25 protein-coding genes, 3 tRNA genes, 1 pseudogene and 1 riboswitch are annotated in these 26673 nt (G+C 41.1%); of the genes and pseudogenes, 11 read left to right on the top strand and 18 right to left on the bottom strand.

The genetic code is table 11. From position 1 onward, the window contains the following. Nucleotides 1–243 precede the first annotated feature (243 nt). The 3 genes from RCG22_RS13020 (at nucleotide 244) to ilvA (ending at nucleotide 3938) form a co-directional block, all read left to right on the top strand. Entirely contained in the window at nucleotides 244–1137 is an 894-nt protein-coding gene (locus tag RCG22_RS13020) for an oxamate carbamoyltransferase subunit AllH family protein (protein WP_308103308.1), read from the top strand. Between the two features lie 71 nt (nucleotides 1138–1208). Further along, nucleotides 1209–2516, top strand: a complete 1308-nt coding sequence (locus tag RCG22_RS13025; RefSeq protein WP_308103310.1) for a purine-cytosine permease family protein — start codon at nucleotides 1209–1211, stop codon at nucleotides 2514–2516. 249 nt (nucleotides 2517–2765) lie between these two features. Then, on the top strand, nucleotides 2766–3938 hold the full coding sequence (gene ilvA / locus RCG22_RS13030; RefSeq protein WP_308107152.1) for a threonine ammonia-lyase: 1173 nt from the start codon (nucleotides 2766–2768) through the stop codon (nucleotides 3936–3938). 75 nt (nucleotides 3939–4013) lie between these two features. Here ilvA and RCG22_RS13035 read toward each other — a convergent pair whose 3' ends face one another. The 11 genes and pseudogenes from RCG22_RS13035 to RCG22_RS13085 form a co-directional block, all read right to left on the bottom strand. Continuing rightward, nucleotides 4014–4352 (bottom strand): zinc ribbon domain-containing protein YjdM, encoded by a 339-nt coding sequence (locus RCG22_RS13035; protein WP_166250887.1) that lies wholly within the window; start codon nucleotides 4350–4352, stop codon nucleotides 4014–4016. 134 nt (nucleotides 4353–4486) lie between these two features. Further along, nucleotides 4487–5035: a 6-phospho-3-hexuloisomerase gene (gene hxlB, locus RCG22_RS13040; RefSeq protein ID WP_308103311.1), complete on the bottom strand. Its 549-nt coding sequence runs from the start codon at nucleotides 5033–5035 to the stop codon at nucleotides 4487–4489. A 3-nt stretch (nucleotides 5036–5038) separates the two neighbouring features. Next, a complete protein-coding gene (gene hxlA, locus RCG22_RS13045; protein WP_308103312.1) occupies nucleotides 5039–5671 on the bottom strand; it encodes a 3-hexulose-6-phosphate synthase in 633 nt (210 codons plus the stop codon). A gap of 167 nt (nucleotides 5672–5838) precedes the next feature. Beyond that, on the bottom strand, nucleotides 5839–6816 hold the full coding sequence (locus RCG22_RS13050) for a LacI family DNA-binding transcriptional regulator (protein WP_308103313.1): 978 nt from the start codon (nucleotides 6814–6816) through the stop codon (nucleotides 5839–5841). Between the two features lie 168 nt (nucleotides 6817–6984). Next, nucleotides 6985–7623, bottom strand: coding sequence for a bifunctional 4-hydroxy-2-oxoglutarate aldolase/2-dehydro-3-deoxy-phosphogluconate aldolase (locus tag RCG22_RS13055; RefSeq protein ID WP_308103314.1), 639 nt, complete (start codon nucleotides 7621–7623; stop codon nucleotides 6985–6987). Between the two features lie 80 nt (nucleotides 7624–7703). Then, nucleotides 7704–8987, bottom strand: a complete 1284-nt coding sequence (locus tag RCG22_RS13060) for an MFS transporter (protein ID WP_308103316.1) — start codon at nucleotides 8985–8987, stop codon at nucleotides 7704–7706. A gap of 1 nt (nucleotide 8988) precedes the next feature. Beyond that, nucleotides 8989–9948: a sugar kinase gene (locus tag RCG22_RS13065; RefSeq protein WP_308103318.1), complete on the bottom strand. Its 960-nt coding sequence runs from the start codon at nucleotides 9946–9948 to the stop codon at nucleotides 8989–8991. Next, nucleotides 9936–10703 carry a sugar phosphate isomerase/epimerase family protein gene (locus RCG22_RS13070; protein WP_308103319.1) on the bottom strand — a complete coding sequence of 256 codons (768 nt, stop codon included), beginning with the start codon at nucleotides 10701–10703 and terminating at the stop codon, nucleotides 9936–9938. The genes RCG22_RS13065 and RCG22_RS13070 overlap by 13 nt, the downstream gene beginning before the upstream one ends. Before the next feature lie 260 nt (nucleotides 10704–10963). After that, nucleotides 10964–11188, bottom strand: a complete 225-nt coding sequence (locus tag RCG22_RS13075; protein ID WP_308107153.1) for a hypothetical protein — start codon at nucleotides 11186–11188, stop codon at nucleotides 10964–10966. Next, nucleotides 11181–12044, bottom strand: coding sequence for a ParM/StbA family protein (locus RCG22_RS13080; RefSeq protein ID WP_098262855.1), 864 nt, complete (start codon nucleotides 12042–12044; stop codon nucleotides 11181–11183). Before RCG22_RS13080 ends, RCG22_RS13075 begins: the two co-directional genes overlap by 8 nt. A 173-nt stretch (nucleotides 12045–12217) precedes the next feature. Then, nucleotides 12218–13170 (bottom strand): annotated as a pseudogene (locus RCG22_RS13085) (quinone oxidoreductase family protein). Between the two features lie 341 nt (nucleotides 13171–13511). Here RCG22_RS13085 and RCG22_RS13090 point away from each other — a divergent pair. The 6 genes from RCG22_RS13090 (at nucleotide 13512) to RCG22_RS13115 (ending at nucleotide 19708) form a co-directional block, all read left to right on the top strand. After that, nucleotides 13512–14267, top strand: a complete 756-nt coding sequence (locus tag RCG22_RS13090; protein WP_308103321.1) for an SAM-dependent methyltransferase — start codon at nucleotides 13512–13514, stop codon at nucleotides 14265–14267. 432 nt (nucleotides 14268–14699) lie between these two features. Further along, nucleotides 14700–15083 carry a MarR family winged helix-turn-helix transcriptional regulator gene (locus RCG22_RS13095; RefSeq protein WP_308103322.1) on the top strand — a complete coding sequence of 128 codons (384 nt, stop codon included), beginning with the start codon at nucleotides 14700–14702 and terminating at the stop codon, nucleotides 15081–15083. 13 nt (nucleotides 15084–15096) lie between these two features. Continuing rightward, nucleotides 15097–16311 carry an MFS transporter gene (locus RCG22_RS13100; protein WP_308103324.1) on the top strand — a complete coding sequence of 405 codons (1215 nt, stop codon included), beginning with the start codon at nucleotides 15097–15099 and terminating at the stop codon, nucleotides 16309–16311. A 92-nt stretch (nucleotides 16312–16403) separates the two neighbouring features. Beyond that, nucleotides 16404–16598 (top strand): hypothetical protein, encoded by a 195-nt coding sequence (locus tag RCG22_RS13105; protein WP_098262852.1) that lies wholly within the window; start codon nucleotides 16404–16406, stop codon nucleotides 16596–16598. Nucleotides 16599–16695: 97 nt separating this feature from the next. Then, nucleotides 16696–16875: riboswitch (Lysine riboswitch) on the top strand. 126 nt (nucleotides 16876–17001) lie between these two features. Then, nucleotides 17002–17889, top strand: coding sequence for a 4-hydroxy-tetrahydrodipicolinate synthase (gene dapA / locus RCG22_RS13110; RefSeq protein WP_308103325.1), 888 nt, complete (start codon nucleotides 17002–17004; stop codon nucleotides 17887–17889). 211 nt (nucleotides 17890–18100) lie between these two features. Then, nucleotides 18101–19708 carry a ribonuclease J gene (locus RCG22_RS13115; protein ID WP_374049472.1) on the top strand — a complete coding sequence of 536 codons (1608 nt, stop codon included), beginning with the start codon at nucleotides 18101–18103 and terminating at the stop codon, nucleotides 19706–19708. A gap of 66 nt (nucleotides 19709–19774) precedes the next feature. On the opposite strand, the gene RCG22_RS13120 is transcribed toward RCG22_RS13115, so the two are convergent. The 4 genes from RCG22_RS13120 to RCG22_RS13135 form a co-directional block, all read right to left on the bottom strand. Next, nucleotides 19775–20290, bottom strand: a complete 516-nt coding sequence (locus tag RCG22_RS13120) for a response regulator (RefSeq protein WP_308103327.1) — start codon at nucleotides 20288–20290, stop codon at nucleotides 19775–19777. An 84-nt stretch (nucleotides 20291–20374) separates the two neighbouring features. Further along, nucleotides 20375–21406 carry a Delta(5) desaturase DesA gene (gene desA / locus RCG22_RS13125; RefSeq protein ID WP_308103329.1) on the bottom strand — a complete coding sequence of 344 codons (1032 nt, stop codon included), beginning with the start codon at nucleotides 21404–21406 and terminating at the stop codon, nucleotides 20375–20377. 189 nt (nucleotides 21407–21595) lie between these two features. Further along, nucleotides 21596–22273: a response regulator transcription factor gene (locus RCG22_RS13130; protein ID WP_308103330.1), complete on the bottom strand. Its 678-nt coding sequence runs from the start codon at nucleotides 22271–22273 to the stop codon at nucleotides 21596–21598. Next, the gene (locus tag RCG22_RS13135) at nucleotides 22248–23369 is read right to left on the bottom strand and encodes a sensor histidine kinase (RefSeq protein ID WP_308103331.1); all 1122 of its coding nucleotides are present in this window, start codon (nucleotides 23367–23369) and stop codon (nucleotides 22248–22250) included. Before RCG22_RS13135 ends, RCG22_RS13130 begins: the two co-directional genes overlap by 26 nt. Before the next feature lie 270 nt (nucleotides 23370–23639). Here RCG22_RS13135 and RCG22_RS13140 point away from each other — a divergent pair, with 270 nt between their 5' ends. Together RCG22_RS13140 and RCG22_RS13145 are read left to right on the top strand one after the other, a co-directional pair. After that, nucleotides 23640–24413 (top strand): CPBP family intramembrane glutamic endopeptidase, encoded by a 774-nt coding sequence (locus RCG22_RS13140; protein ID WP_308103333.1) that lies wholly within the window; start codon nucleotides 23640–23642, stop codon nucleotides 24411–24413. Between the two features lie 139 nt (nucleotides 24414–24552). Further along, a complete protein-coding gene (locus RCG22_RS13145) occupies nucleotides 24553–25998 on the top strand; it encodes a DEAD/DEAH box helicase (protein WP_308103334.1) in 1446 nt (481 codons plus the stop codon). A gap of 432 nt (nucleotides 25999–26430) precedes the next feature. Here RCG22_RS13145 and RCG22_RS13150 read toward each other — a convergent pair. The 3 genes from RCG22_RS13150 to RCG22_RS13160 all read right to left on the bottom strand — a co-directional run bounded on the left by RCG22_RS13150 (nucleotide 26431) and on the right by RCG22_RS13160 (nucleotide 26673). After that, nucleotides 26431–26504, bottom strand: a tRNA-Ile gene (locus tag RCG22_RS13150). A 4-nt stretch (nucleotides 26505–26508) separates the two neighbouring features. After that, nucleotides 26509–26582: transfer RNA gene (locus RCG22_RS13155), tRNA-Gly, on the bottom strand. Between the two features lie 16 nt (nucleotides 26583–26598). Continuing rightward, nucleotides 26599–26673: transfer RNA gene (locus tag RCG22_RS13160), tRNA-Gln, on the bottom strand.

The following is a 26673-nucleotide window of genomic DNA, read 5'->3' on the forward strand; positions in this document are numbered from 1 at the left end:
TGAAAACACCTATATTTTTACTAATTACCCTTTTCCATACAAATCACTCGTATATAATGCATAATCGAATGCCTCTATTTTTAGTTTTCTTATACAATGACTCCAACAGAGATGCCACTTACAATATTCTTGTAAGGTCATTTGAAAGCGATTTATTTACCAAAATGATATATATAAAAGGAGGGATCCTTTCCCAAAAGCCCTTTTAGATTCAGTAAACTTTCCAGATAAGAGGTGATTTATATGATACAAGCTTTATCTGGTGATGTTGAGTTTGTCCAGGCGATTGTCCATTCTGGGTTTAACGGATTTATTCATAGTATTTTTAATAAAACAGTAAATATTAAGTGCCGGAAAACTGGCGATTTATACACCCTGGCAAGCAATAGTTTGGATAATGGACCAAATTCAATCGTGATTAATATTAACAGTTTTGCAGACAGCCACCTTGAATTAACTAATAACGTTTTTACGAACAACAACTCTCTATATATTGAGGATAAAATCGCTATTTCAATGAATGATATCAAAAAGTGGGAATGTTTATTACCTAGCTATCCAGTAAATGATACGCAGCTGAGAAAAAACTTAATCATTATAAAGAATCAGATCGAAGAGTTTGGCAAATGTGGAGGAATGAAGCGAAATTTACACACTAAAAATCCATTTCAAATTGAAATGGAACTAATGCTTCAAGAAAGAGCTCATTCATTTCTATGCTCATTAGTAAACAATAATGTGGCTGATGCCTTACGCCATGCAACTAGGCTCATAGGTTTAGGACCTGGATTAACACCATCGGGGGATGACTTCTTAACAGGATTAATGGCCACTTTTCATTTACCTAATTGCCCATGTTTATCGTTTCAAAGTTTTAATAAAAATGTAGTTACTAGTGCGCAATCTTTAACAAATGATATCAGCTATATGACCTTAAAAATGGCATCGGCAGGTAAAGTAAGAGAATCGATTGTTACATTACTCCATTTAGCGTTAACCGGGGAAGAGGAGCATTTAATTTCTGCCTTACAAGAAGTTTTAAAAATTGGTTCTTCATCCGGAACAGATATCGCTCTTGGTATTGTCAGCGGGTTGGAAGTGAATTTAATTAGAAAAGCGCAAGGGCACTGGAGCTAGACAATTTTCAAAGTCGAATTTTATACTTTCTTACCTTTAAATAAAAAATAGATTCCATTAGGAGGATTCATATGTCAACTAATAATGTTGATAAAAAGTTATTAGACCCGGAGTTTGAACACACTCCCGTTCCAAAAGAATATCGAAAAAAATTATCATCTGTAGCAGCTGTTTGGTTTGGTTTCCCAATGGTATTAACCAGTGCCGTAATCGGCGGACTTATTACGGCTCAACTTGGATTTAAAGCCGGTGCGTTAGCGATGCTGGTTGGAAATCTACTATTGTTTGTTATGGTAGGGTTACTGAGCTATGATGCTGGCCGGAGCGGATTGAACTTTTCTCTTACTGCACAGAAGACTTTTGGACGTAAAGGATATTACCTCATTTCCGGATTACTTTCTACTGTTGTAATTGGCTGGTTTGCCCTTCAGGTAGGACTAACTGGCGCTACAATGCATGGGTCATTTGGGGCAAGCCTATTATTAATGACAGTGATTGGCGGAGTCCTTTATGTAGCTGTAACTTATGTCGGGATTAAAGCACTATCATTCTTAGGCTGGATTGCTGCACCATTTTACATTCTCATTGCAGTAATTGCAATTACAATGGCATTCCAATCTGGAAACTCTGATATTCTTAATTACCACCCTCATGTTTCAAATGCCATGTCATTTGGAGCTGCTGTTACTTTAGTATTTGCTGGATTTGCCGACTCCGGTACGATGACAGCAGACTTTACCCGCTGGGCAAAAAATGGTCGTGAAGGGGCTTTATCCACTATATTTGCATTCCCAATCGGGAACTTTATCGCTGAACTTGTAGGAGGAATTGTTGTTGCAACTGGTGTCATCCCTAATCCGGCTTCAACAGGGGGAGACTTCATGTCAGTATTGGCTGGGCATGGTCCATTGCTTACAGTTTTATCCATTCTGTTTGTTTTTATCAATTTAGGTTCTGTTGGTACACACTGTTTATATAACGGGGCAGTTGGCTGGTCTCATATGACAGGTAAAAAAATGCGACCTATCACTGTTATTATTGGAGTGGTTGGCCTAATCGTTGCAGTTTCCGGAATATATAATCACTTTTTCAACTGGCTTGTTCTTCTTGGAGTAATCATTCCGCCAATCGGAGCAATCATAATTATGGATCGTTTAGTTTTTAGTAAAAAGCAATCTGCTAATTTAGTAAGCTGGAGACCAATGTCATTTATCGTATGGATCTTGTCAGCAGCTATCGCGTTATACTGTAATTACTTTGCACCGCATTTATCAGTAGCTGTAGTTGGCCTTGTATCTGCAGCAATCTTCTACGCCATTGGCAATCTTTTTGTCAAAGGTGATTCTGATACAAATGCCGGTATGAAGAAAGCCGTTTAAAACGAATTCTAAAACAAACATCAGCAGGAAAGTTTATCAGAATCAATAAATAAAGTAGAGCCGCCTACTCCTTTTTATAAAGGAATTGCGGCTTTTATTTTGTTATCCGGCTACGTTCCCCCTTTATGTTATAACTTTGTAAAATTGGACATAGTTTATTTTCTCCAGTACATCCTAAATAGTAGAACTTGGTGTTCGGAGGAGGATAAAAACGTGAATATCGATGATATCATCATTGCACGCGAGAAGATGAAAGGAATTGTCCATACCACTACCCTTGATTATTCCAAAACATTTAGTCAGCTTGCCCATAATGAAGTCTATTTAAAGCTTGAAAACCTCCAAAAGACAGGCTCCTTTAAAGTGAGAGGTTCTTATAATAAGCTCAATTCCCTCTCAAAGGAAGAGCTGGCCAAAGGAGTTGTCGCTGCATCAGCTGGAAACCATGCACAAGGGGTGGCCTATTCCAGTCAAATGCTTGGTGTCCCTTGTAAAATTGTCATGCCAAAAGGAGCACCACTTAGTAAGATTCTTGCCACAAAACAATATGGTGCGGAGGTTATTTTAGAAGGAGCGACATTCGATGATGCACTCGCCTATGCATTAGAGCTCAAAGAAAAATTAGGGGCCACATTTATTCATGCTTTTGACGATGAGGCGATCATTGCCGGCCAAGGAACGGTCGGTTTAGAAATTCTCGATCAACTGCCGGATGTGGAGGCAGTAATTTGCCCTATTGGAGGTGGCGGGCTGATTGCCGGAGTGGCGATGGCAATTAAGGAACAAAATCCTCATATCTCCGTTTACGGTGTTCAAGCCCTTGCTTGCCCAAGTATGAAGCAGTCCTTGTTTGAAAATAATCCTGTAATGGTTGCTTCCACACCCACAATGGCGGATGGAATTGCCGTTAAAAAACCCGGGGTAAAGCCCTTTGAAATTGTCCAAAAATACGTGGATGATATTTTTTGCGTCGATGAAATGGAAATTGCTAGGACCATGCTCATGTTGCTGGAGAGGAATAAACTGCTAGTTGAGGGGTCAGGCGCCGTTTCACTTGCTTCGTTACTTTATGAAAAGGGGAATATCCGGGGGAAAAAAGTTGTTGCTGTGTTAAGCGGCGGTAACGTCGATATGAATTTTATTTCAAGAATTATCGAACGCGGTTTGGTTGAATCCGGAAGGTATGCTAATTTTACGATTACGTTAAAAGACAAACCAGGTGAACTGCAACGCGTGTTAAGCTCAATAACCGACGTAGATGCGAACGTTCAATCGGTGAATCTCCATCGGATTGGTAAGGATATTTATCCAGGCTATGCCCAAATTGAGATTTCAGTCGAGACCAAAAATCATGATCATATTGAGCAGTTGCACAAAGTTCTTACCGAGAAAAACTATCATGTGGAAATGGGGAATTTTTAGAGTCATTGTGATTATTGAAAAAGAGCTTGGAATCCAAGCTCTTTAACATTTTTTTACTCGACTACTTCTGAGACTCTATAACTTTTTAACAAATTCAGATTTTAAACTCATAGCACCGAATCCATCAATTTTGCAATCAATATTATGGTCTCCATCTACTATACGAATGTTTTTAACCTTTGTACCTGCTTTCAAAACCGATGAACTTCCTTTTACTTTCAGGTCCTTAATTACGGTGATTGAGTCCCCATCGGTTAAAACATTCCCATTGGAATCTTTAACAATATTCTGGTCTTCCTTTTCAGTCTCTGATTCTAAATTCCATTCATGAGCACATTCCGGGCAAACAAAAAGGCTGCCATCCTCGTAAGTGTACTCTGAATTACATTTCGGGCAATTTGGTAAATTAGACATCTATTTAATTCCTCCATTCATCCCTGTTATTCTAATACATACAAGGGTTTGTAGTCTAGGATGTGTTAAAGAAAAAAGAGTGCCTGACACCAATTCGGATATTTCCGAATTGGTGTCAGGCACCATTTACTTCCCTATTCTAGATTGCTATGCCGGCTGAAAGCTAGTGTATGGTCAACTTCATTCAGCTTGCTGTAGAGCAGGCAGAGGGTATCAAATAGAATATGAGCGCATTGATCGAATAAAGAACCAAGCGGCTGGATCGTTTGCAACTCATTCTCTCGGCGATATTTTGTCGCTGCCGGTACATGTAGAATCTGCGTTGCCGCCGCTGCTAATGGAGACTCAGGGCTTGTAGTCACAGCCATAACCAAACAGCCAAGTGACTTCGTTTTTTCAGCCGTCCAAACCACGTTTTTCGTTGTGCCTGAACCCGAGATTGCTACTAAAAGATCTCCTTCTTCAATGGACGGAGTGATGGTTTCTCCAACTACAAACACGGTTGCTCCTAAATGCATTAAACGCATCGCGAAGGATTTTGCCATCAAGCCGGAACGCCCTTCCCCGATGACAAAAATCCGCTTCGCTTTTTGCAATTGAATCGCTAACTCTTGAAGCTGCTCTTGTTCCACTTGGCTTAGGACTGTTTCTACTTCTTTTAATATAGTAGGAATGACTAACATCTTCTATTTTCCCTCCGATTGTAAAATAAGTTGTTTAAATTGTGCCGCAGCCTCTGCTGGATTTTCCGCTTTCGTAATCGCAGAACCAATAATGACCACTGCTGGGTTTAATGACCTTGCAAGGTCGCCTATCGATTCCAACTTAATCCCACCTGCTGCCGCTACCTGGAATCCTGAAAAAACACTTTGCATTGTTCCATGATTTTGACTGCCTAACTCCTCTTGCTGATCCTTACTCACGTGCTCACAAAAAATGGCTTCCGTGTATTTCATTAAGTCTCTTTTTTGTTCAGCAGATGTATTCAATAGATCAATCATGACCTTTTTTTGATAACGACTGGCTACTTCCATACAGGTATCAATCGTCACAAGGGGTGAGACACCCATGACAGTAGCCACATCTGCCCCCGCATCAAAACACAGTTCAAATTCATAACGAGCATTATCAATGGTTTTTATATCAGCAACAATTTGTTTATTTGGAAATGCTTGTTTCATCTCCTTGATGCTCGCCACACCAAATTCTTTGATTAGTGACGTACCAACCTCGATCCAATCGATTGAAGTCTCTACTTGTCTGGTCAACTCAATCGCTTTATCTATTTCCATCCGATCCAAAGCAAGTTGTATATTCATCATCCGAACTCCTTATTTAGGGTTTAGGTTTAGAGTTATATTTGGATAAATCGATTTACTAAATCGGTTTATTAATAAATTATACTCCATTTGTAAGCGTTTTTCAATGAACAAAATGTGCCTGACCCATTATGGTGTCAGGCACCAACACTTACGAACGAATTCTTTTACACGATCCGGCTTGGAAAAACAAACACTTCAGGAGGGGTGTCTTCTTTATTGATCTGTTGAAATAGCAGTTCGGCCGCCTTTTTTCCCATTTCTGCTGCCGGCTGTATGATGAAAGAGATAGGCGCTTCTAGCAATTGGGAGAACGGGATATTATCAAATACAATTAATTCCAGCTGTTTGCCAAGCTTGATTCCCTTTTCTTTTAAAAATTCCCCCACCGCCATAAATGCCCGATCATTGGCCGCTAGGAGTGCAGTTGGCTTAACCTCTAATGAAAAAAGCTGTTCTAGTTTGTTTTTCATGTCGGGTATACTTGCTTCAATAATATAATCCGGATTTATTTCTATACCTGCATCGGTTAATGCCTGTTTATATCCTGCTAATCGATCGATTCGGGTACTAACCGATAGTGGCTGTACCACGAAGGCGATATTCCGGTGGCCCTTTTCAATGACACGCTGCACGGCCATTGAAGCCGCATGGGCATTATCTGTTATGACTGAAAACACCTCTAGATTCTCGACTTTTCTATCGACAAATACAACGGGATAGCCTTGACTCACCATTCTTTTATATAAATCATTATTTTGTCCAGTTGGAAAAATGATAAGACCATCAACCTGCTTCGCTCTTAACATTTCAATATAATTTTTCTCTTTCTCAGGATCATCATCTGCGTTACAGAAGATCGCATGCAAATCATGTGTATGACAAAAATCCTCAATGGCACGACTGATTTCCGTTGAAAAAAAATGAGTAATATTTGCCACAATAATACCAACCATCGAGGTACGTTTTTGCTTTAGACTTCTTGCGATAAAATTTGGCTGGTATCCAAGCTCTACGATGGCCTCTTCGATTTTAAGCTTCGTTTTTTCGCCCATATATTCATATCGTTTATTTAAGTATTGTGAAACGGTACTTTTTGATACGCCCGCCACTTTCGCAACATCAGCCATTGTTACTTTATTCATGCCTATCTTCCTCTTTCCTGTTGGTTCACTGACTTTATTTTAGCGGCAAATCTAGTATTTTTCCAGTAATGGTCCGAATAGGAAACCCACATAACAAAAAAAGATGACCTCTAAAGTGAAAAGTACCCGTTAAAAACCGAGCCCTGTCACTTACGGTCATCCTCCCCCTTATGCTTGCCGAGCTGACTGTACTTCTTCCATCAACTTTCTCGCATTTTCAGTGATTAGTCTTAAATAATCATCTGTTAAAGCTTTTTTCGGGTTAACGAGTGAGCTTCCAACACCAACAGCAACCGCTCCGGCGCGGATATAGTCCTTCGCATTTTCCATGTCAATACCGCCTGTTGGCATTAACGGAATATGTGGCAGCGGGCCTGCTAGATTTTTAAAGTAACCAGGTCCGACACTGCCAGCCGGGAATACCTTAATCACATCGGCACCGTACTCATAGGCAGTTAGAATTTCGGTAGCGGTAAACGCACCGGGAACACTAATGACCCCATACCGTTTTGTCATCTCAATCGTTTCCTTTCGGACAGTCGGTGAAAAAACAAACTTCGCTCCTGACAGTATCGCAGCTCGGGCAGTTTCCGCATCCAAGACCGTACCGGCTCCTACAAAAATTTCATCACCAAACACATTGGCTGCTTTTTCAATAATGGCTAATGCTTTTGGGGTTTCCATCGTAATTTCAAGTGCAGTGACCCCGCCTTCTTTTAGGGCATGAGCCATTGGAATGATAGTTTCCACGGAAGCACCGCGAAGGACTGCAACAACCGCCCGTTTTTTAATTTCCTCTACTCCCATTAAAAAAACTCCCTTCATTTCATATTTTCGAAAAACAATAAGGAACAGCCTTGGAAAATTTCCAAAGCTGCCATCCTTTTTTAAGCACTCACTTTTACATTAGCAGGCTTACTGCTATCCTTTTTTGCCACTTTTACTGCCCAAATGGTTAAGATGGCAGAAAGGAATAGTGATCCAGCCATAAAGATATAAGAAGTACCGAATCCACCAGTTGAATCATTTAAATAACCTACGATATAGGCACCCACAAACGATCCTAATGCACCCATACTGTTAATAAGAGCCATTGCGCCCCCAGCCACATTACGCGGAAGGATTTCGGGAATGATTGCAAAGAATGGACCATACGGCGCGTACATAGCACCACCAGCAATGACGAGTAAGGCAAATGAAATCCAGAAATGATCTGTTCCAATCGCATAGGAGGCATAAAATGCAACGGCACCAATTAAAAGGAACGGCCAAACAAATGCGTTACGATTCAATGTTTTATCAGAGAAATAGGAAGCAACTAACATTAGAATAATGGCTAAAATATAAGGAACCGAAGATAACCAGCCAGTTTTTACAATATCCATATTTGGAGCTGCTTTAATAATTGATGGAAGCCACATGACAAATCCATATACACCAATGCTCCAAAGGAAATATTGCGCGCTTAACAAAATAACTGGTTTCGATTTAAAGGCTTCGCTGTAGTTTTTAACAGCCTTAATTCCTTCTTGTTCTTTTGCTAATTGTTGTTCAAAATCATTCTTTTCTTGTTCCGTTAACCATTTGGCATCTCTTGGTTTGTCATTGACAACCTTCCACCAAATAAATGCCCAAATTACTGCAGGAATACCTTCGGCAATAAACATCCATCTCCAGCCAACAGAGTTCACTAAATAACCAGAAACAATCGACATCCATAAAACGGTTGCAGGATTTCCTAAAATTAAGAACGTATTCGCACGAGAACGCTCCGCTTTCGTAAACCAGTTGCTTAAAAGGACGAGCATCGATGGCATAACGGCACTTTCCACAACCCCAAGCGCAAACCGTATCACAAATAGTAATTTAATATTGGTAATCATCCCTGTGAAAGAAGCTAATAACCCCCATGCAATCAATGACCAGAAAATAAGTACCTTTGCACTCTTTTTCTCAGCAAAAGCCGCACCCGGCACTTGGAAAAAGAAATAACCTAAGAAGAATAACGAACCAAGTAAAGATGAAGTACCTGCTGTAATGTGAAGGTCTTCTGCTAATCCTGAAGCAGCGCCGAATCCATAGTTAGCACGGTCAAGGTATGCAAGACTGTAAGTGATAAATGCAATTGGAATCAGCCTGAGCCACCGTTGTTTGGCAATCGTTTGTTTCATGTTAAATCACTCCCTGTAGGTTATTTTTTAAATATTTTTCTAACTCTGTTTTGGTTGGATAGCCATCATTGTCACCTGGTGATTGAACCGCTAACGAACCAATTGCATTTCCCTTGGATACCGCTTCTTGAACGGTGAGGCCTTCGAGTAGTCCACTGATGACTCCAACCGCAAAGCCATCGCCCGCACCAACGGTATCAACAACCTTTTCCACATGGAAGCCGCGTACGGTTCCTTCTTCTGTTGCTGTTTTATAAAATGCTCCCTCAGCTCCAAGCTTAATAACGACAAGCTCAACACCTTTTTCTAGGTAAAAGGAAGCGATTTCACGCGGTTCCTTAGAACCTGTTAAGATTTCACCCTCAGTGATTCCCGGAAACACATAATCTGCCAGGAATGCCGCTGCGTTGATTTCCCTCACCATTTCCTCTTGTGATGCCCAAAGAGTTGGCCTTAAATTCGGGTCAAAGGAAACCTTTTTACCATTCATTTTCATGAAAGATAAAGCGTGCCTTGCAAACGCTCTTGCACTGTCTGAGAGTGCTAAAGGAATCCCTGTCATATGCAGGTGCCTGGCACTTTGAAAATAATCTTCATTTAAATCATCGCTTGTTAGATGGCTTGCTGCCGATCCTTTGCGGAAATATTGAACCTCCGGGTCGCCTTCTAGCACCATCGATTTCAATTGAAAGCCCGTCGGATAATTTTTGTCGATTAAAACATGGTCGATGTCAACGTTTTCATTTTTGAGCCTTTCGATGACAAATTTTCCAAACGCATCATTTCCGACTTTACTTGCCCAACCAGAGTGCAGGCCAAGTCTGGCAAGTCCGATCGCTACATTCGTTTCCGCACCGGCAAGTTCGCGTGTAAATTGGCCAACTTCATGTAGAGAACCAGGATAATTGGCCATAAACATGGCCATTGCTTCTCCAAAAGTAATTACATCTAACTGTTGCATGTGAATACCTCACTTTCCGTTATCATCTGAACAAACTCTTTTGTTTTCTCCTTTGGTTCAATAGGAAACTCAAGGGCCTTAATGATTTCAGCTGAAAAACTATTCATGACTTTCTCCCAACTGTGTCTTCCATCTTTTTGAAGAGGCACAGTGATGAATTCCCCATTGTCATCTACCACTTGTTTCAGATGTAGATATTGGACATATGGTGATAGCTTAGTTAGTGCTTCGTCCACATCCTGCCCGGAATAATACCAGTTCCCTGCGTCAAATGTCATTTCAACGGGTGTTGCCTGCTCGGAGGCGCTTTCAAAAAAGGACGTTAATTGATTGATATTGCCGCCATGAAGCGTCTGGTCATTTTCAACGAGCAAATGAATCCTTGGGTGCTGATTCAAAAAGATATTCAGTTCCATAAGATTGGATTGACCTTTCTGAAAATGCCCTAATGAAACTTTTATCCATTTCGCTCCAAGTGCTCTTCCTTCTTGGAAAATCACGTTTAATTCTTTTACATTTAGCCCGTTGTCCTCTTTCCATAACTCAATCGGAGCCGAGTACACGGTAAAAAGTTGATATGCTTCAATTTCTTTTCTCATGCTATCTAGCGGCGGATCCTGTTCCGACAATAATTCACGGCGAATCTCAATTCCAAATGCGCCAGACTCGGCAATGAGCCGAATAAATGAAGATTGCCCTTTCTTCAACACTTCGAATCTATCAAAAGCATTTATCGGGACAATTACATTTTTCATAACAAAGACCCCTTTTGAAAAATAATTACTATAAACCGATTTAGTAAATCGGTTTAGTAAATCAATTTATACACATTATAAACCCAATGTAAGCGCTCTTGCAAGAAAAACTTTTTTCTTTTTTAAAAATACATTGTGGTCCTTTGTGGTGCCTGACACCTTAAAATTGGTCTAAGTAATCTTGGGGGAAAATGGGGAAAAGGTTATAGTTATAGAACTCCGAAGTAAAGATTCCCAAAAAAAAGGCCCCGTATGGGGGGTTAAAGACCGAAGCTTTTCAATTTCGACCGGTCGATTTTTTTTTCCTGTTTCATTTCATTTTCTTTACGAATTGCTCCGACACCCTGTTCCATATCTCGTTGGATCAGGCGTTTGATATATGTGGCAAATTGAATGAACTGGTTACAATGTTCTAGAAGCTCTCTTTCATAGGGGTCATCAAGGTTAAAAGGGACCGACTTGACCTTTCGATTGATTTCATTCATCAGCAAAGACCGCTTTCCCCATAGAATAATACCCGAACGCGTTGGCATATTGCGGACTGTATGCTTTGGGTCCGTTCATCCGGTAGAGGACGGGTTTGATTAGCTGGATATTTTTAAAATGCTCTTTAATATATGGAAGAAGATATTCAGCAATTCCCCCGCAAAGAAACGTCGGCTCAGACAAGTTCCACTTGCCCCGAATTTCTGCCAGGATGGCCACTGCCATTTGTTTTTCTGTCATATCCATATGTGTTTCAGCCCCGAAAGCAAGGGTTCCGCTTTTCCTGTCAATAAAGTAGCCATCTTCCACTCTTAAATAGTTGAAGGTACCACTTCCAGCGTCAATGATGTTCGCAATTTCCTCCGGTCTATCTTCCATGCTGAAGTATGCTCCCGACCCTTCAGGTGCGACTTTTACATCCTCGATGTGGAACGTTTTCTTTACATTGTTCACTGTGATTGTGTGTGAACCTTTCAGCATGTTCTCAATTTTTTCCCTGTCCTTATCCACCATACCTCGAATCGGCTGCCCAATCACTACACAGTTTCCTTTCACCTTTCCATACTGATGTACAGCGACGAGTACCCTGATCTTTGTTTCTTCGTGCGCTTTCGAAATATCTCTCGGCTCCCTTATTGCATGACATTCCCTCCAGGCAATATTCCCCACGAACAGCTTTTCGTCTTCGTACTCAACGATGAAATCGCCGGCTTCCATGTAGTTGCCATCCGCGTTCGTCAAATGGAGATGGCGGTATGGTCCAATTGTTGACCTAAACTTAAATACTTGATCCCTTGTTCTTCCCTTTACCTCGTAGGCCCCAGCATCGATCGCTAAAATCCATTTGTAATCCATTTATCCTACCCCTTTTAACAATATAGTGACAGTGCACATATGTCATACATCTAGCCCATTTTCAAACTTATTATATGAGTGGAGTACCACATGTGACACACACCTGTCATACTTTACTGTTCATTGGAAAATGGATAATTCAGTTGGGCAAAAATAAGGACAGGACCTTCACTTTAGGGAATTAGTAAGATTTTTCCCATGCTCTTACGGCTTTCCAGTAAACGGTGTGCTGCTTGACCATCACGCAGTGCGAAGACGGTTGGTTCGGAAACCTTAACTTTCCCTTCCTCCATCCACCGGAACAGCTCATTTGAACGGACTACTCGTTCTTCTCGGGAGGTAAGGACATTCCATAGATCTCCGCCTGTAAGGGTTTTGGATGTATCCATTAACATTCTTGGATCCACCAACGCCGGATCCCCCCTGCCATACCGTAAAATACAACCGTTCCACCGATACGCGTTACATAAAAACTGTCTTGAAGGGTAGAGCCTACTGATTCATAGACCACATCGACTCCTTTGCCATTCGTCGCCTCGAGCACTTGTCTCTTCCAATCATCTTTGTATAAAAAGACCTTATCCGCACCTGCTTCAACTGCGGCAGCTGCCTTATCAATCGAAGAAGTTAAGCCAATTGCCGTGCCTCCAAGTAATTTCACCATTTGAATAAGAAGCTGCCCGACACCGCCTGCAGCCGCATGTACAAGCACAATCTTGTTCTTTTTCATGGGATAACTATCTTTTGTTAAATAATGTGCTGTTAAACCTTGTAGCAGCACAGATGCTCCTTGCTCAAATGAGATGGTGTCAGGAAGTGGGATTGCTTTTTCTACTGGAACAGCTACTAATTCTGCATTCGCATAAGGTACATCAGCAAAAGCAATTCGGTCACCAACACTGATTCCATGGGCATTTGCTCCTGTTTCTTGGACGATCCCTGCCCCTTCATACCCTAAGATATAGGGCGGATCACCTGCAAGATGGTAGTTTCCTCTTCTTCTATATATATCAGCAAAATTTAAACCAATTGCTTTCATGCTTACCAATATTTCATCCGGACCTATCACAGGTTCCTCTACATCACCAAATTCAAGGACTTCTGGCCCTCCAAATGCTTTAAACATAAGTGCTTTCAAATGAATTACCTCATTTTAGTTATTTTTTTGGACACGTCTATATTAAATAAGATAGTGATGGTAATGCAACTAATCGTTACCGCTGACTCTAGTTTCTCAAGCCCACAGGCACGATTACTACCTAATCGTTACCATTACCTCCATTTTTCCGAGCCCAAGGGCACGATTACTACCTAATCGTTACCGCTACCTCCATTTTTCCGAGCCCATGGGCACGATGAATCTTATTAAATAAAGTTGACATTCTCTTAATAATGATAATAAATGAGATGAGGATAGTGTTAGGAATAACCCATAAACACTTGGAGTAGAAAAGGAGCCCTATACATATGGATCGAAACAAATTTTCAGCGATTGCCCATCGCAACCATGCATTCAGTAATCCAATCAGCGAAACAAAGCTCATGAAAATGCTCGACATTGTATCTCCGCAAGCTACTGATAAAGTTATAGATATCGGGGCAGGAAAGTGTGAACTGTTGATTCGCTTGGTGGAAAATTATCAAGTATCAGCTACCGCGATAGAATTGTTTGACGGGGCCGTCGAGGAAGCAAAGCGCAAGGCTAGCAGCCGAATACCCGAGGGGAGTATTGAATTTATTCTGGATGATGCCTCAGCAGCGATCGAGAGATGTAAGCCTGATGGCTATGATTTGGGTATTTGTATCGGTTCTACGCACGCATTAGGCGGACTTGAACCAACCCTAGAGACACTCAAGCGCCTAGTAAAGAAAAATGGCTATATTTTGATAGGTGAAGGCTATTGGAAACAAACTCCAAGTCCCGAGTATTTAGAGGCTCTTGGGGGCGCAGACGAGTCAGAATGTAAGAGCCATGCGGATACCGTTAAGACTGGCGAGGAATTAGGATTAATCCCGCTATGGTCTTATGTTGCCAACGAGGATGACTGGGATGATTACGAATGGCTCTATTCGATGTCAGTTGAGAATTATTGTCTTCTTAATCCTGATGACCCCGACCATGATGCGATGTTGGACCGGATTCGAACATGGCGACGGACTTATTTGAAATGGGGCAGGGATACGTTGGGATTCGGGTTGTATTTGTACCGGAATAACAAATAACACTCTTTCAAGTAAAACCAGACAGGTGAATGCAAGTCATACCAAGGATTCAAGCCTATTTAATCAAACGTTTGATTAGTTTTTTCGGGTATTTTTACTTCCATTTTTAATTAAACGTTTGATTAGTTTTTTCCAAAAAAAAATCCCCCCTCCTTATAAAACCATCTATACCAAGGCCTCAACCCACTTTAATCAATCGTTTGATTAGTTTATCCGAAAAAACTCATTCCCTCAGAAAACTATACCTACCAAGGCTTAAGCCCTTTTTAATCAAACGTTTGATTAGTTTCCTACCAGATTCAGCCTTAGACATTCTTATCAGACTTTGTTACACTATTATAGTTACCCAAGGTAATTATTACTCTAGCTAACTATTTTGTAAGGGGTGTGTTTCAAATAAAGACTTCTCAAAAATTCTTCCACCAATTACTGATGTTATACCGGCCCTTTGAAAATAAACTTAATTTCCATCTAGCCGAACATCAGTTGCACCGAGCGCAATGGTCAATTTTTTACTATTTATTCAATAATGGCTCGGCAACTCTTGTGGAACTTTCTCATTATCTTTATGTTGAGAAGCCCACTATCACCCGTACCATGAATCGCTTGGAAGAACTAGGCTATGTGGAGCATGTTCCAAGCAATGATAAACGAGAAAAGAGAACACAGCTGACAGAGCTTGGCAGAAATGTATATGCGGAGGTCCGTGTCACAATTGATCAATTTGAAACTGATATTTTAAAAGGAGTCTCAGAGCGAGAACAGCTCGAGGCCATCCGTATTATGGGTGAAATTCGCAATAATATTATTAAGTAAGGGGTCTTTAAAAGTGAATCAACCGAGAGCTAAACTGTGGACAAAGGATTTTACGATTATTTCCGGAGTCAATTTTTTAGTAACTTTAGTTTTTTATTTATTAATCGTCATTATCGGTGTCTATGCCGTTGATGAATTTCATGCTTCTACAAGTCAAGCAGGACTTGTCACCGGGATCTTTATTGTCGGGTCGCTAATTGGACGATTGGTCATTGGCCGATTTATCGAGTCAATTGGCCGTAGGAAAACGTTATTCATTGGGATCATCTTTTTTATTTTGACGCTTCTTTTATATTTTGTGAATATGGGGATCACCTTCTTGCTTATCACCCGCTTACTTCATGGGATTGCAGGGGGAATGGTCGGCACAGCGACAGGTACGATTGTGGCCCAGATTATTCCTTCAACTCGTAAAGCAGAAGGAATCGGCTACTACAGTATGAGTGCGACATTAGCTACCGCTGTTGGACCCTTCATCGGACTGTATATGACCCAGCATACCGATTATCAAATGATTTTTATTTTCTCTCTTGTCTTAGGGGTAATTAGTTTAATCACTGCCTACTTCGTGGATGTGCCGCAATTGGACCGATTGGTCCAACCAACTGAAACAAAAGGATTTAAGTTATCTAATTATATTGAGCCAAAAGCACTTCCCATCGCGGTTATTACATTAGTAGTCGCCTTTTGTTATTCCAGCGTTCTTTCTTTTATTAACTTCTATGCAATAGAAATTAACCTAGTAAGTGCTGCAAGTTTCTTTTTCTTAGTTTATTCCATTGCTGTCTTGTTATCACGCCCCATCACTGGACGTTTAATGGACTTGAAGGGTGCAAATTCGATTATGTATCCAGGCCTTGTCATCTTTGCGATTGGCTTGTTCCTGTTAAGTTCAGCAAGTATGAGCGCCACCTTATTATTAGCTGGTGTTCTGATTGGCCTTGGTTTCGGAAACATGCAATCAAGCACTCAGGCGGTAGCAGTTAAAGTGACTCCTCCCCATAGGATGGGATTAGCAACGTCTACCTTCTTTATCTTTCTTGATGCAGGGCTTGGATTCGGTCCCTATATCCTTGGATTCATCATTCCATTAACAGGCTACAGGACTCTATATGTTATCTTGGGGGTTGTTGCCCTTGCAACGATTGTTCTTTACTACTTCCTGCACGGGAAGAATGAAAAGTCGCGAAGGTCGATTATGCACCGACCAACACCTGAAACGAATTGATTTCCAAAACCGGCTTCTCTCAAGTCAGACATAAAACCAGTTTACAGCAAATATGATTATCATAAGAATCCTAATTAAAGGGGTCGGTAGATTTGATAATTTTCAATAAAATTGCCTTATCCTTTGTTGTCTTCTTTTCCTTCAGCATAATCATAAATACTTACTTAGGAGAAAAGGAACAGGTGCAATCGAATGTTATTTACTTGTGTTTAAACGGGTTTGCCTACATCGTATCTGCCTTAGAAGTTGAAAAGGAAAAACAGCGTTTAGAAATGGCGGAAGTTTGACAACAATTTCAAAAAAAGTTCCAATTCCTCTTGAACAAAAAGGAATATTCTGATATATTTACAGTCAATTAAATATTTTCTTACTTCAATTTTTTGAAGTGAGGATAGAGGCGCAAAGACCATAAGTACACAATATGAGGATAATGAGATCTAATGATGATTGTGAAAAGGGGAATTTGCCGAAGCTTCAATGAATCTCATGGTCTTGAAGCTGGTTCTGCTATTGAAAAAATACAGAACTGTCATATAGGAAACTATATGGAGGGCTATCTTACGCACGGGAACTTATTTTTATGTTTCTACTGCAACAGCGAACCCTCGTTGTTGCTTTTTTGCGTTAAATGATAAATGGCCTTACCCACCTCTAAATTTTATAAAAAATTTATATAAAGGGTGAGAAAAAATGAATTTTGGCCAATTATTAACCGCAATGGTTACGCCATTTGATCAAAATGGTGAAGCAGATTTTAACGCCACGAGAAATTTAGTAGACTATTTAATCGAAAATGGTACGGATGGAATCGTTGTTGCTGGTACAACCGGGGAATCACCTACTTTATCGTCTGAAGAAAAAGTTGCTTTATTTCAATTTGTTGTCAATGTTGTCAATGGAAGAGTTCCGGTTATCGCCGGTACCGGCTCAAATAACACCAGAGCTTCCATCAGCTTAACAAAGCAAGCTGAAGAAGCCGGTGTCGATGGGATTATGCTTGTTGCCCCTTATTACAATAAGCCATCTCAGGAAGGTATGTATCAACACTTCAAGGCAATTGCTGAATCCACATCATTACCGATTATGATATATAATATCCCGGGACGATGTGCAGTCAACATATCCGCAGAGACCATCGTTCGACTTTCACAGCTTCCTAATATTGTTGCAGTAAAAGAAGCAAGCGGCAACCTTGATGCTATGGCTGAAATTATTAGCCAAACACCAAGTGATTTTTCTCTTTATAGTGGGGACGATGGCTTAACCTTGCCGGTCTTAGCGATTGGCGGAACCGGAGTGGTATCCGTTGCATCCCATGTCATTGGGAATGAAATGAAAGATATGATTCAACTATTTAAAAATGGGCAAGTCCAAGAGGCTGCTAGTGCCCATCGACGTCTCCTCCCGATTATGAAAGCTTTATTTACTGCACCAAACCCGGCACCTGTGAAGGCTGCATTAAATATCAATGGTGTTAATGTTGGAGGGCTTCGCCTTCCGTTGCTGCCATTAAGCGATGAAGAAAAGAGTGCATTACAAGCTGTTCTTCCTGCTAGAAAAATCAAAGTAATATTTTAGAAAAAATAAGCTGTTGAACTCCCCTTAATGCGGTAGTTTGACAGCTTTTCTTTTTATAAAAAAAATTTTAGCTCCCTCCTCCCGATATTGTCCATCTAAAGGGGCATACTAACCCTATTTACTTGGGATAAGGAGGATATAAACTTTGCGAACCAATGATAGGTCATTATCTATTTTCGCTTTAGGCGGAATCAGTGAAATTGGAAAAAACATGTATGTGGTTCAATATGCTGACGATATCTTTATCGTCGACTGCGGTGGTAAATTTCCAGATGAAAGTTTGTTAGGAATTGATTTGATTATTCCCGATATTACCTACTTAGAAGAAAATCAGGAGAAAATCCGCGCTTTAATTGTGACCCACGGGCACGAGGATCATATTGGAGGTATTCCATATATCCTTAGAAAATTAAATATCCCTATCTATGCCACTCATTTTACTCTCGGTCTCATCGAATTAAAAATAGACGAGCATCGACTCCATGGAAACACCAAACTCATGACGATTGATACTAATTCGAAACTTGAGTTTGGAGATGTAGCTGTTTCCTTTTTCAGAGTAAGCCATAGTATCCCTGATTGTCTTGGCATTGTCTTTCATACACCTGAGGGGAATGTTGTTCATACGGGAGACTTCAAGTTCGACTTAACACCTGTGAATAATCAACATTCAGATATTCATAAAATGGCCAATATCGGTCAGCTAGGTGTCCTAGTTTTACTATCTGAAAGTACCAACGCTGAGCGTAAAGGACTAACACCTACCGAACAAATCATTGGTGATCATTTGGATGAGGCGTTCATGAAGGCTGACGGGAAAATATTTATCTCCACGTTTGCATCGAATGTAAACCGAGTCCAACAGGTGGTTGCGGCGGCGATCAAGGCCAATCGAAAGATAGCCCTTCTTGGCCGGAGTATGGTAAATGTGGTCTCTGTTGCGATTGATCGTGGTTATTTAAACATGCCCGAGGGGATGCTCATCGAACCACGCGAGGTCGACAGACTTCCACCTGAAAAGGTGGTCATCCTTTGTACAGGTAGTCAAGGGGAGCAAATGGCAGCTCTTTCCCGCTTAGCGAGCGGAAATTTTCGTGATGTCTCCGTTTATCCTGGCGATACGGTTATTTTAGCTGCCTCTCCAATCCCTGGAAATGAAAAGGATGTTTCTCGGATTATCGACAACCTATTTCAATTGGGTGCCAAAGTAATCTATGGTTCCGGAAGTACTACAGGGATGCATGTTTCCGGACATGGCTACCAGGAAGACTTAAAACTGATGCTTACCTTAATGAAACCTACCTATTTTATACCGATTCACGGTGAGTATCGTATGCTGCACCACCACCGTTTGTTAGCTGAGTCCGTGGGAGTCGAGAAGGGAAATACCTTCATTATTAAAAATGGGGATGTCGTCGATGTGGAAAACCAAGTGGCTCGTCAGACCCGGTCTGTACCAGCTGGGGATACATATGTGGACGGGATGGGTGTTGGCGATGTTGGAGAAATTGTGTTACGCGACCGAAAGCAACTTTCTGAAGATGGTATGCTCGTGATTGTGATTACCATTAATAAAGGGGACCGGCGGATTATTTCCGGGCCAGACACCATTACCCGTGGTTTCGTCTACGCCAGAAACTCGGATGAACTTCTAAAAGAGATCAATCGCCTGGCCAAGAAAACCATTAATGACCTGCAAAGTGAGAATATCCGGCAATGGAACATCATCAAACAAAACATCAAAAAAACTGTCGGTCAATATGTATTCACCCAAACCAAGCGAAAACCCATGATCCTCCCGATTATTATAGAAATTTAAAAGATAAAAGATTAAAGGTGTCAGGCACCATGTGAATATTTCACATGGTGCCTGACACCCATTTTTTTATCCGGTTGGTAATTTCATTTTATCTAGGATGGTTGTCAGGTAATTTCTGACTGAGTTAACTTTTGTCGGTCTTTGGCCTTGCGCTTGGAATACTTCTAAATCCGCTTCGTAGTCATTTGAGTCCTCATTGATTAGTTCAGAACTGTATATGTGCTGTCCCTCGATGATTCTCCGAATCGAGCCTGCCAATTCTTCACTTGGGTTATCTTTCAATAAATACCCGCTTACATTCGCTTGTAAGATCCGTTCAAAATACCCGCTTCTGGGAAAGGTTGTTAAGATAATAACCTTGCAGCCAAAGGACATTAACGCCTCTGCTGCCTCAAGTCCACTCATTTCAGGCATCTCGATATCCATGATACAAACATCCGGCAGCAATTGGTGCACGAGTGCAAGCGCCTCTTCCCCATTACTTGCCTGGCCGACCACTTCCATATCCTCCTCCAAATTGAGGAGAGAACCCATTGCTCCTAGCAGCATTTCCTGATCCTCAGCAATCACAATTCGAATCATCTATGTCCTCTCCTTATCTGGCAGCTGTTATGTAAATAACAACTCCCCTTATTATGAAGGGGAGTTTGCCTGGTCATGATCTCATTAAATTTCAGGTTTAACTTGAACAGAAAACCTTTTTTTAGCTAAAGCTTTGACTTCTTTAAAGCTGACAAAATTCTTTCTTTCCTCATCCCATAAACGGAAACGAAGTGAACGTAAGCTCGTCGCAAGCGTAATCGTCGGTACCTTTTGTAACGGCGGTGTATTTTTGTGTGCCTCTTCTAATTTGTAATTAGGCACTCTTGGGCTTAAATGGTGAACATGGTGGAAGCCGATATTCCCTGTAAGCCATTGTAAAATTTTTGGAAGCTTAAAGAAAGAACTGCCTTCTACTGCAGCTTTCACATATTCCCACTCTTTATCCTCTTCAAAATAAGAATCTTCAAACGTGTGCTGTACGTAGAACAACCAGATACCTGCTGCACCTGAAATCATGAAAATTGAGCCTTGTACTAATAGAAATGCCTGCCATCCAATTGCCCAACAAAGCAAGCTAATCAAAGCAACAATCAGAAGATTCGTCAAATACGTGTTGTTACGTTCTTTACTTTTAGCACCTTTGCGGTTAAATCGATTTTTTAAAAGGAACACATAAATTGGTCCTAAACCAAGCATGACCAATGGATTGCGATAAAAGCGATAGGCGAAACGTAGTTTAAGTGGTGCTGCCAAATATTCATCAACGGTTAGCGTCCAAATGTCGCCTGTTCCGCGTTTATCCAAGTTCCCGCTTGTCGCATGATGAACCGAATGTTCGTGACCCCATTGATCGAACGGAAAGATGGTTAATACACCCATGGCCGTCCCAACAATGCGGTTAGCCTGGCGGTTTTTAAAAAAGGAGTGATGGGTACAATCATGAAATATAATGAAAATCCTCGTTAAAAATCCTGCTGCTACCACAATTGGAACTAATGCTAACCAATAGGAAACGGATAGGCTTAAATAGGCAAGGTACCACAAGACAAAAAACGGTACGACAGTGTTAATAATCTGCCCTACACTTTCTTTTGTCGTTGATTGTTCAAAGGGAGCTATGTGTTTTTTTAGAGTTTTCGTATTTTGTATAGTCATTTTATTGATTTCCCTTCCTTCTTTGTTTCGTTATATCTTATATCAAAAGTATAAGCGAAGGAATTTGTCCGTGTTAGTAGCAGGTGTCATGTACAGGGTATGACAAATGTCACATTCCAATAATATTTTCAACAAAAAGGTGCCTGACACCAGATGCAGAAGTGCTTCTGGTGTCAGGCACCTTTTTTTCTAATCATATTTTTCTAATGAATTTGGGCGGATTAATCCTTCTTCTGTCGCTTTAAAGACAGCCTTGTGTCGTCCAGTGACTTCTAATTTTGAATAAATATTGGATATATAATTTTTAACCGTTCCTTCTGTTAAGAATAGTTTTCTGGCGATTTCACGATTGCTTGATCCTTTTGCGAGTTGCTCTAGCACCTCAATTTCTCTTTCAGTCAGTCCATAGGTAATTTTTTTATTTTTTGCCACTTTTGATTGTTCCAGAGGGTGGATCCAATCGGCAATCAGCTGTTTGGCGATCTCCTGCGTAATCAGCGTCCCACCATGATGAACCAATCTGATGCCTGCTGCTAAATCTTTAGGATGGATGGCTTTAAGTAAATAGCCTTCAGCGCCTGTTGCCAATGCTTCCCTTACATATTCCAACTCCTGAAAGGTAGTTAAAATAATCACTTTTACTCCTGGAAACTGACTTTTGATTTGCCTTGTTGCCTCAACCCCGTCCATTAGCGGCATATGAATATCCATGAGGACAAGATCAGGAGAAAGTTGTTTGGCAAGTTCCACCGCCATCTTTCCCTGCTCAGCCAAACCGACAATTTCAAAATCTGACTCGCCACCCAATACAATCGACAGGCTTTCACGAATGAGTTCTTGGTCATCCACAATCAACACTTTTATCATTTTTCAGGTTCTCTCCCCTTATCCGATCAAATCTTACTGGTAAAAAGCAAGTAACAACCGTTCCTTTTTCTACTTCCGATTCAATCGTTAATCCACCTTGAAGGGCTTCTAGACGATCCTTCATTCCGGTCAGACCAAACCCAAATGTTTCTTTTTCCATCCCGACTCCATCATCCTTAATCGTTAAAACAATCTGTGAAGCCTCTTGCTTAAGAATAACGGTTATTTCTTTTGGATTGCCGTGGCGGACTGCATTTGTTAAGGCTTCCTGTAAGCACCGTGTTAATGCAGTTGTGCCTTGAAAAGAAATATTTGCTGGTGTCCCCATACTCTTAAACTTAATTTCTGTTTTCGTGTGGGTAGCAAATTCACATGCAACATTCCTTAGTTGGGCGCACAAATCCTCCCTGCTGTCATTCGGGGAGATTTGATGAATATAGGATCTTGTTTCATCTAGTGACCTTCGCATTACCTCTCTTAGCTTGCCAGCTTGTTCCTTTGCTTGTTGTGGAGAAGTATCGATAAGGAAGGATACGGCATCAAGTCCCATAATGACGGAGGTAAACGTATGTCCCACCGTATCATGCAGATCCTTGGCGAGTCGGTTTCGTTCCTCCAATAATGTGACATTTTCAATCTGCTTGGCGTATTCCTCTAACAGTTGATTTTGACGTTGATTTTCAGCCAATAACATTTTGGTCCTTTTCTCCGCCTCAAGGACCTTCGCAATGGTAATACCAATTGCGAAAAAAAAGAAACCATCAATCACGCCCAACCCGATCTGATCTATCCCTACAGCTAGATAGGCTAGAATAGGAACAATCGAAAAACCAGCCCATAGTAACCATCTCTCTTTCCCTGGTCGGCAATAGATACCCGCACAGAGGGATGGGATCGCTAAGAAGGAAGAATATTTCCCCAATAGGTAACATCCGGCAATTAAGAATAACCCGCTAAAAACCAATTCCAGCAACGGGTAGTTGATGCGCTTAGCGGGATTCACGTTTTCGCCTGCCCATTGAGGTATAAGGAAGGCTGCAAAAAGTAAGGTCATTAGCAGCCAGGAGAAAGAAAATGGAATTAGGAATACTGCCATAATGAATAAATGAAAAATAAACCAGCCTATTCTTGTGATGTGCGAAGCTTTATATACCCAATGGGTTTCATTTTGAAATGACAGCATACTGCTCTCCTTTATATACTAAGGAATTCTGATTTGTTTACTTAATTCAACAAACCGTTCCTTTTTTCCTTTTTAGAAAGTCATATGACTATATATGAATAATTGATGACCGAACTCACTGTTTGGTATGACCGGTTCTGTTTCATAATGAAGATACAAATTAGTTATGAAGGAGAGATAGTAATGAGATTATTTTTACATCGGCATGCTTTAGTATTATTTCTAGTGGTTATGTTCGGAAGAGGAATTCTCGGGATGCTGACTGTGAAAGGGATTCAGCTGGTTAATCCCGAACTTTCCGTACAAAAGGATTTAGGTTGGTTAGTGATGCTTTTATATGCGGTCTGTGCCTGCTTGGTAGTGAAATGGGTGAGGATTGATAAGGAGATTGGTTTAATTAAACCTACTTCGTCAAAGGATTGGTTCGTTTGGTTACCCGTATTGATTATTCCATTAACTTTAGGATTTTATTTAGGTTTTGACACCACATGGGGACATGTCCCGTTATTACTGATTGCTGCTTTAGGTGTTGCTATTAATGAGGAAATAGTATTTAGAGGGATTCTCCTACGTGCGATGTTACCCTTCGGGAAAGCAGTTGCCATTATCATTCCTTCGTTGCTGTTTGGGGCAGCGCATCTAGGCAATATTTTTGTAGGCGGGGATGTGACATTTGCTCTTTTCCAGTTTGCATGGGCGTTTATCGGCGGCATGGCCATTACAGCGATGCGTTTACAAAGTAAGAGCCTGCTCCCGGCGATTGGATTTCATTTTATACTCGATGCAGTAGAATATGCTGCAACCGGAGAATACGGCGTGCACAGTATCCATTATTCACTTGGATGGCTCTTAATATTTGTCCTGTTAAACCTTGCCTTTCTTGTTTATGCACTTTTCGGATTAAAACTGAAAAGAAAAGGCGTTAGTGTCGTTAAAAACACGATTAACGCCAATTAAAATTACGAACAGTGCTAGTCACTGTTCGTTTTTTTCCGTATATCAAGTATAATGAAGCATATTCAGATTATGCATACGATATTTCTTTGCGAGAAATCCTATAGATAAGCCGGATAATACAAATAAACGAGGTTAATACATGAGCGAAAAAAGTTTTAACGATTATAATTTAAGTGATGAAATCACAAGAGCACTAGCTATTTTAAAATACGATACACCGACCGAGGTTCAAACGGAAGTTATTCCATTAGCTTTGGAAAATCAGGACCTGGTTGTAAAATCACAAACTGGCAGTGGCAAAACGGCTTCCTTTGCCATCCCTATTTGCGACATGATCGAATGGGAAGAACGAAAGCCCCAAGCCTTAATTCTTACCCCAACTAGAGAGCTTGCTGTTCAAGTTCGCGAAGATGTCACCAATATCGGCCGGTTTAAACGAATTAAGGCAATGGCCGTTTATGGCAAGGAACCATTTTCAAAGCAAAAGGAAGAATTGCAGCAAAAAACACATGTCGTCGTTGGGACACCTGGACGTGTCATGGATCATATCGACAGAGAAACCCTAGTACTTGACGAGATAAAATATCTTATTATCGATGAAGCAGATGAGATGCTTAATATGGGGTTTATCGACGACGTCGAATCCATCATCAAAGAGCTTCCTTTGGACAGAGTCACGATGGTCTTTTCAGCTACCCTCCCTGAAGATGTTGAAAAGCTTTGCCACAAGTATATGAAAAATCCCGTGAATATCGAAATTACCTCGACCGGGATTACGACCGATACGATTGAGCATTTATTAATTGAAGTGAAAGAAGAAGACAAGCTTTCCCTGCTAAAAGATGTGACCGTCGTAGAGAACCCCGATAGCTGTCTAATTTTTTGCCGAACCAAAGAACATGTCGATACCGTTTATTCCGAATTGGAGGCCTCCAATTATTCCTGTGAACGACTCCACGGGGGATTAGAGCAGCAAGATCGCTTTGCGGTAATGGATGGCTTCAAAATGGGGAATTTCCGTTACCTGATCGCAACAGATGTTGCTGCACGAGGAATTGATATTGATAATGTAACTCTGGTTATCAATTATGACGTTCCTATGGAAAAAGAAGGGTATGTCCACCGAACAGGCAGGACCGGCCGTGCTGGGAATGAGGGAAAAGCAATTACGTTTGCTACCCCTTATGAAGGAAAGTTCGTTCGAGCGATTGAACGTTATATTGGCTTTGAAATCCCTAAAATGGACGCTCCTAAGGCCGAGGAAGTGGCGAAGGGTAAAGACGCTTTCGAGGAAAAAATCAGCGGACGACGCGTTGTTCGTAATAATAAAACTGCTCGTATTAATCAAGGCATCACGAAGCTTCATTTCAGTGGTGGAAAAAAGAAAAAGATGCGCGCGGTTGATTTTGTTGGGACCATCGCGAAAATCCCCGGAGTGACAGCCGATGATATTGGAATCATCACGATTCAGGACCAAATGACGTATGTCGATATTCTTAATGGCAAAGGGGCGCTTGTCCTACAAGCAATGGAGAATGCTACAATTAAAGGTAAGAAACTGAAGGTTAGTAAGGCACTTAAGTAAGATAAGTTGTAAGGAAGGACGATTAGGCTCATTCTAATCGTCCTTTTTTTATTTTGTCCGGATTTAACATCTCAAATTTCCTTCTTCATTAACCGTAACGGAGCTATTTATCTCTTGGCGGTCAATGGAGCGCCTTTTCATTTACCGTGACAGTACGATTTTTCCCTCCTCGGTCAATGGAGCACCTCTCATTTACCGCAGGACTGATTTTTTCTGCTCAATGGGCATTAGTCGCTTCCACTAGTTACCGCCGGACCGACTTTTTCCGCTCAATGGGCATTAGTCGCTTCCACTAGTTACCGCCGGACCGACTTTTTCCGCTCAATGGGCATTAGTCGCTTCCACTGTTTCCCTAAAGCCATTTTAATAACATAAAAAAACTTGAAAGCTGTTTAATGCTTTCAAGTTTTTTTGGTATTTATTTAAGATGAATGGGCCTAAATGGACTCGAACCATCGACCTCACGCTTATCAGGCGTGCGCTCTAACCAGCTGAGCTATAGGCCCAAATTGGAGCGGGTGAAGAGAATCGAACTCTCATCATCAGCTTGGAAGGCTGAGGTTTTACCACTAAACTACACCCGCATGGTAAAAAAAGAAATGGCTGGGCTAGCTGGATTTGAACCAACGCATGTCGCAGTCAAAGTGCGATGCCTTACCGCTTGGCTATAGCCCA

This window comes from Neobacillus nitrireducens, assembly GCF_030915405.1.
Classification (GTDB): domain Bacteria; phylum Bacillota; class Bacilli; order Bacillales; family Cytobacillaceae; genus Neobacillus.

Coding starts and splice junctions, on each gene's coding strand:
- RCG22_RS13140 (WP_308103333.1), top strand. CDS start 23,640: ATGAGATTATTTTTACATCGGCATGCTTTAGTATTATTTCTAGTGGTT.
- RCG22_RS13025 (WP_308103310.1), top strand. CDS start 1,209: ATGTCAACTAATAATGTTGATAAAAAGTTATTAGACCCGGAGTTTGAA.
- RCG22_RS13070 (WP_308103319.1), bottom strand. CDS start 10,703: ATGAAAAATGTAATTGTCCCGATAAATGCTTTTGATAGATTCGAAGTG.
- RCG22_RS13115 (WP_374049472.1), top strand. CDS start 18,101: ATGTATGTGGTTCAATATGCTGACGATATCTTTATCGTCGACTGCGGT.
- RCG22_RS13135 (WP_308103331.1), bottom strand. CDS start 23,369: ATGGCAGTATTCCTAATTCCATTTTCTTTCTCCTGGCTGCTAATGACC.
- RCG22_RS13130 (WP_308103330.1), bottom strand. CDS start 22,273: ATGATAAAAGTGTTGATTGTGGATGACCAAGAACTCATTCGTGAAAGC.
- RCG22_RS13055 (WP_308103314.1), bottom strand. CDS start 7,623: ATGGGAGTAGAGGAAATTAAAAAACGGGCGGTTGTTGCAGTCCTTCGC.
- RCG22_RS13050 (WP_308103313.1), bottom strand. CDS start 6,816: ATGAATAAAGTAACAATGGCTGATGTTGCGAAAGTGGCGGGCGTATCA.
- hxlB (WP_308103311.1), bottom strand. CDS start 5,035: ATGTTAGTCATTCCTACTATATTAAAAGAAGTAGAAACAGTCCTAAGC.
- RCG22_RS13120 (WP_308103327.1), bottom strand. CDS start 20,290: ATGATTCGAATTGTGATTGCTGAGGATCAGGAAATGCTGCTAGGAGCA.
- RCG22_RS13075 (WP_308107153.1), bottom strand. CDS start 11,188: ATGAATGAAATCAATCGAAAGGTCAAGTCGGTCCCTTTTAACCTTGAT.
- RCG22_RS13090 (WP_308103321.1), top strand. CDS start 13,512: ATGGATCGAAACAAATTTTCAGCGATTGCCCATCGCAACCATGCATTC.
- ilvA (WP_308107152.1), top strand. CDS start 2,766: ATGAAAGGAATTGTCCATACCACTACCCTTGATTATTCCAAAACATTT.
- hxlA (WP_308103312.1), bottom strand. CDS start 5,671: ATGAATATACAACTTGCTTTGGATCGGATGGAAATAGATAAAGCGATT.
- dapA (WP_308103325.1), top strand. CDS start 17,002: ATGAATTTTGGCCAATTATTAACCGCAATGGTTACGCCATTTGATCAA.
- RCG22_RS13145 (WP_308103334.1), top strand. CDS start 24,553: ATGAGCGAAAAAAGTTTTAACGATTATAATTTAAGTGATGAAATCACA.
- RCG22_RS13035 (WP_166250887.1), bottom strand. CDS start 4,352: ATGTCTAATTTACCAAATTGCCCGAAATGTAATTCAGAGTACACTTAC.
- RCG22_RS13020 (WP_308103308.1), top strand. CDS start 244: ATGATACAAGCTTTATCTGGTGATGTTGAGTTTGTCCAGGCGATTGTC.
- RCG22_RS13080 (WP_098262855.1), bottom strand. CDS start 12,044: ATGGATTACAAATGGATTTTAGCGATCGATGCTGGGGCCTACGAGGTA.
- desA (WP_308103329.1), bottom strand. CDS start 21,406: ATGACTATACAAAATACGAAAACTCTAAAAAAACACATAGCTCCCTTT.
- RCG22_RS13060 (WP_308103316.1), bottom strand. CDS start 8,987: ATGAAACAAACGATTGCCAAACAACGGTGGCTCAGGCTGATTCCAATT.
- RCG22_RS13065 (WP_308103318.1), bottom strand. CDS start 9,948: ATGCAACAGTTAGATGTAATTACTTTTGGAGAAGCAATGGCCATGTTT.
- RCG22_RS13095 (WP_308103322.1), top strand. CDS start 14,700: ATGTTATACCGGCCCTTTGAAAATAAACTTAATTTCCATCTAGCCGAA.